The sequence below is a fragment of the Veillonella parvula genome (genome assembly GCF_047241225.1).
Lineage (GTDB): Bacteria > Bacillota > Negativicutes > Veillonellales > Veillonellaceae > Veillonella > Veillonella parvula_O.
Genome location: NZ_JBKTIE010000009.1, coordinates 1 through 4,185 on the forward strand (window position 1 = coordinate 1; position 4,185 = coordinate 4,185).

The 4,185-nt window shown below is 62.7% G+C and carries 6 protein-coding genes; all 6 read right to left on the reverse strand.

Features of this window, described 5'->3' with window-relative positions:
* Nucleotides 1-331: hypothetical protein (locus ACLRYO_RS09475; RefSeq protein ID WP_413084861.1), on the reverse strand; the 331-nt coding region annotated here is incomplete at its 3' end.
* 410 nt (nucleotides 332-741) lie between these two features.
* Nucleotides 742-1,026, reverse strand: coding sequence for a hypothetical protein (locus ACLRYO_RS09480; protein WP_413084862.1), 285 nt, complete (start codon nucleotides 1,024-1,026; stop codon nucleotides 742-744).
* 11 nt (nucleotides 1,027-1,037) lie between these two features.
* Nucleotides 1,038-1,805: a hypothetical protein gene (locus ACLRYO_RS09485; RefSeq protein ID WP_413084863.1), complete on the reverse strand. Its 768-nt coding sequence runs from the start codon at nucleotides 1,803-1,805 to the stop codon at nucleotides 1,038-1,040.
* A gap of 210 nt (nucleotides 1,806-2,015) precedes the next feature.
* Entirely contained in the window at nucleotides 2,016-2,198 is a 183-nt protein-coding gene (locus tag ACLRYO_RS09490; protein WP_022527298.1) for a hypothetical protein, read from the reverse strand.
* 14 nt (nucleotides 2,199-2,212) lie between these two features.
* A complete protein-coding gene (locus ACLRYO_RS09495) occupies nucleotides 2,213-2,488 on the reverse strand; it encodes a hypothetical protein (RefSeq protein ID WP_413084864.1) in 276 nt (91 codons plus the stop codon).
* A gap of 283 nt (nucleotides 2,489-2,771) precedes the next feature.
* The coding region (locus ACLRYO_RS09500) for a hypothetical protein (protein WP_413084865.1) at nucleotides 2,772-4,185 on the reverse strand (1,414 nt) is incomplete at its 5' end.

Below are 4,185 nucleotides of genomic sequence, written 5' to 3' on the forward strand. Positions count from 1 at the left end.
CCCCGGTCTTCCACGGCATGCTGCTGACGAAGCATGCGGTGGTCGTGGTGATGGGGGTTCCGTCGAGGTTGAGGGCGGTGTTGCTGTCGTCGATGGCGGTCTTGCTCAGGATGGTGCGTGCCCGGGCGGCGCTGTAGTTGCCGGCGTTGTTGCGTTCCTTGTCGGTGCCGACATTGACGGTGCTGCCGACGTCGAAGTTGTTGGCGTAGCTGGTGGCGATGATGACGCGCTTGACGCCGGTTTCGGCCTTGGTGACGGCGGTCTGAGGCGTGTACTGCCAGCAGCCGCCGAGCACGTCCGAGTTTTTGGTGGCGTATTTGAGCATGAGCATGAGCTGGACATAGAAGGTGTCGCCGGCGCAGCGGCCGGCGTAGCCCTTGCCTTTCTTGAGCGCGTAGTCGATGGCTCGGTTCTGGGAGCCGAATTCTCGGTCGATCTCCTTGCCGCTGACGGACAGGCGTTGCTGGGAGTCGAGGGAGGCGGCGTATTTCGCGAACAGCAGGCATGGCGTTTGCCGTCAGGCAGCAGCGCGAACGATGGCGCGTGCCATCGTGCTGGGTGTCGCTGTACAGGAATTCGTTGTGGGTGCTCGTGCTTTCGAGCTTGGTATCCGGGGCATGTCGCGACGTACACGTCGCCGTTGCTGCCGTCGCGTTTGAAGCGGGTGTCGATGTCGATGGCGGTGACATGGGCACGCCGTCGTCGTCCACAGTGGCGTTGACGTCCAGTAGCGGAAGGCGTTCAGGGGCGCGTCGTCGCGTCGGCCTTGGCGTTGGTGCTGATCTCGATGGTCAGGTTGGCGTTGTCTCGGTCTTCACGCCGGTTGGCGTGTTGCTGTACGTGTATTTGGAATTTCACGCCGTACACCTTGCCGTCCTTGTGGGCGGCCATGTAGGCGGCGATGTTGCCGTATTCGCCCTTGGCGTTGTCGTATTCGAACTTCGCGCCGCCTGTGGCGTTGGCGTGGACTTTGGCGATGAGCTTGGCGGTGTCCTCCAAGGTCATGACCTTCTGCGTGTTCGCCATGATGTTCCTTCCTACTGGTTGATGATGGAGAGCGCCCAATCGATGTCGTCTTGGGTGAGGGGATGGATCGCGTCGCCGCCCAGGGCGGGTTCGATCACGGTCTCGTACTGTTCGTCGATTTCGGCCTGTGTGGCGAAGACCACGCCCGCGCTGGCGCTGGCGGCGATCTTTTCCTTGCAGTCGTCGGAGAGCTGCGCGTATTCGATGGTCGAGGTGCGGGCTGCTTCGGCGGCGTCGCGTGCGTCGCCGGCGGCGCTGGTTGCCTTGGATGCGGCGTCGTTGGCCTTGCCGGCCGCCGTGGCCGCTGCGGTCGCGGCCGTGTCTGCCGCCGTGGCCTTGTCGTTGGCGTTGGATGCGGCCGTGGTGGCCGAGCTAGCCGCGCCGTTCGCCTTGGATGCCGCAGTGCTCGCGGCCGTGGCCGCCGCGCTGGCGTTCGTGGTGGCGGTGTTGGCCTTGCCTGTGGCGGTGTTCGCGGCCGCGGCCGCCGTGTTCGCCGCCGTCGCGGCCGTGTTGGCCTTGCCTGCTGCGGTGTTGGCGCTGCTGGTTGCCTTGTCGGCGTCGAGGATGAGCTGTTCGATCCGGCCGAGCTTGTCGTCCGCGTCGGGTGACGTGGCGTCGAACACGGCGCGTTCCACGAGCCCGTAGAAGTTGCGCGAGCACACCTTGTGGCCGCCGCTGCTGATCTCGATGCCCAACAGGATGCGTCCGGGCTTGGCGAGCGCCTTGCGGGGCACCGCTGCGCGGAACGTGGCCGTGGCCGCGCCGCTGACCGGGCTCATGGTCACGCGGTCGCCGAGGCTGCTGCCGGGACTGGTGTTGTAGTCGAGCGCGCAGGTGATTTCGGCGGTTGTGGTGATGGGTGTGCCGTTGTCGGTGAGTTCGACGGTGATGGTGCGGCCGTTGATGTCGCCGGCGTTGGGCGTATGTCTGCGATGTAGCCGTTGGCTAGGTCGAGTTGGATGGGTTCGCCTGTGGCTTCGCGGAAGCTGTCAAGCGTTGCCATTGCCGTCGTCCTTGTTTTCGAGCTGGCTGCGGAGTTCGGCTATCTGCGCGTCCTTGATGTCGCACATGGCGGCGAGTGTGGCGATCTGCCGGTTCGCGTCGGCGAGTTGTTCGGAAAGCTTCTGCGATACGAGTCGGTCGAAGCTGACGTACTGCTGGTCATCGTTCATTTTTCTACTACCTTTCATCTGGTTATTGGTTGCGGCATGAGGCTTGCGTAGAAGCTTTCCTCGTCGTTGTCGATGGCATTGGCAACCGTCTTGTCCGAGAGCAGGTCGGAAAGCGCCTGTGCGTCAACGCAGGACGTGTCTATGCCGGTTCCGGCGTCTGAGTCTTCGAGGGCGTATGTCGATACCGATTGCGCCTGTTGCGGGATGGTTGGTAGGTGCATGCCTTTTCTGGTGTCGTTGCGGGCTACAGTCAGCGGATCGTTCTGGACGGTTCCGTCATCGGCGAGCATTGACATGTCCGCCGCACTGTCGTTCAGCGCCGCTTCGAGCGCTTCATAGGCCTCCGTCCAGACCCCCCCTGCCGGTTGACGGATCGTATCGCGTCGTGTCCTCGACGCCTTGCATTATCGCGGCGACTGCTTCGGCTGTGGATCCAAGTCCGAGCAGTGCCGTCCAGGATGCAATGGTTCCTGGGGAGAAGACGAATTGCTGGTATCCGTTGATGGGTTCGTCGCAGTTGACGATGATGTTCCCGTCGCTCATTGTCATGGTTTGTCTCATGTTTGGCTTTCCTTATTTGACGAGCCATCCGAAGGTGTCGCAATACATGTCGACCGTACATGGGTTCCGGTCGGCGTTGTACATTAGGATGTCCCATCCGGATTGTCCTCCGGTGTTTTTGACGTGCATGATGATGCCGCCCCATTCTCCGTCAGCGTTTGCGACGGCGTAGTATCTGCCGTATTTTGCCGGCGATGACACGGTGAAGTGCACGGTCGCGGCCGCACCGACCGATATTGCCCCGCCGTTCGGCATCCATGCCTTCCATGCCCTGGATCCATCGAGTGTGTGACGGTTCGTATAGCCCCCGAGGAAGCCCCCTAGGTAGAGGTATCCGGTGTTGATGTCCGCCTTCACCCCGACGGCGCCGTTTGGATCCCATGCCGCAAGTTCCGAATACGTGTCCATCGCGTTTGTGTCTGGAGAGGCCGAAGACACCAGTCGTGCGCCGGAGCTGTTCGCGTCATTTGACGACAGGCTGTAGTCGCGCATGACGAGTGCCTGGAAGACACCTCGCATCTTGGCGTTGTCGGTTTTCGTGCTGCCGACTCGTACGAAGGCGCCTGGATCTGTGTTCGCGCGACGACCGCCGTTGAAGGTGAGCGTCGAGATCTCGCCCATCTCGGAATTCGTGGACTCGGCAGCGATGTATGGCTGCTGCGCCGCCGTGGTTGCGTGGATGAACGAGATGCCGGCGCCGGTGATGTCGGCGGATCCTCCGATCGGCTTCTGTTTGAATTTCGGGCTCATCCACAGGCGAGATCCGGACGTGCCAGTCTGGAAGGTGCCGGTGAGCGTGTTATGGACTCCGTCGCCGTCGAGATGAACCGTTTCGAATCCGTTCGCGTCGCTCATGCTGAAGATTCCGGAGTCGAGGTTCCAGTAGCTTCTCGCGCCGCTGATGATGCCGCTTCGCAGGTAGGTGGCGTTGACGTACAGCAGTCCTCCGCTCATGTACAGGCCCTGCAGCTGGCCGTTGTTCGTGAGCTTGTTGAAGATGTACTGTTGCGTGAGCGCCTTCTCGAACGTGTTCACATGGCTCGTGGCCGTGTTGTCGGCATACGATTTGGCGGCTTCGAGCGTGCTGGTGTCGCCGGCCGCTGCCGCCTTCTTCGCCGCCTCGAGGGCCGCGTTCGCCTTGTTCGTCGCATCGGCCTCGGCGTACTTCTTCGCTTCGGCGAGCTTGGCCGTGTCGGCCGCGTCGGCCTGACGCTTGGCCTCGGTGATCGCCGCCTGCTTGGCCGCGTCGGTGTACGAGTTCGCGTCGGAGAGCGCGCCGTCGGCGTATTCCTGCACGGTCTTGCCGCCCACGGCGCTGCGGGCGGACAGGCTGAATTCGCCGGTGTCCATATCCCAAAAATTGAGGCCTGCTGCGTCGGAGAGTCGGCCGGTGAAGATGGTGTCGGCGAAGAGGCCCTTGCCGTTG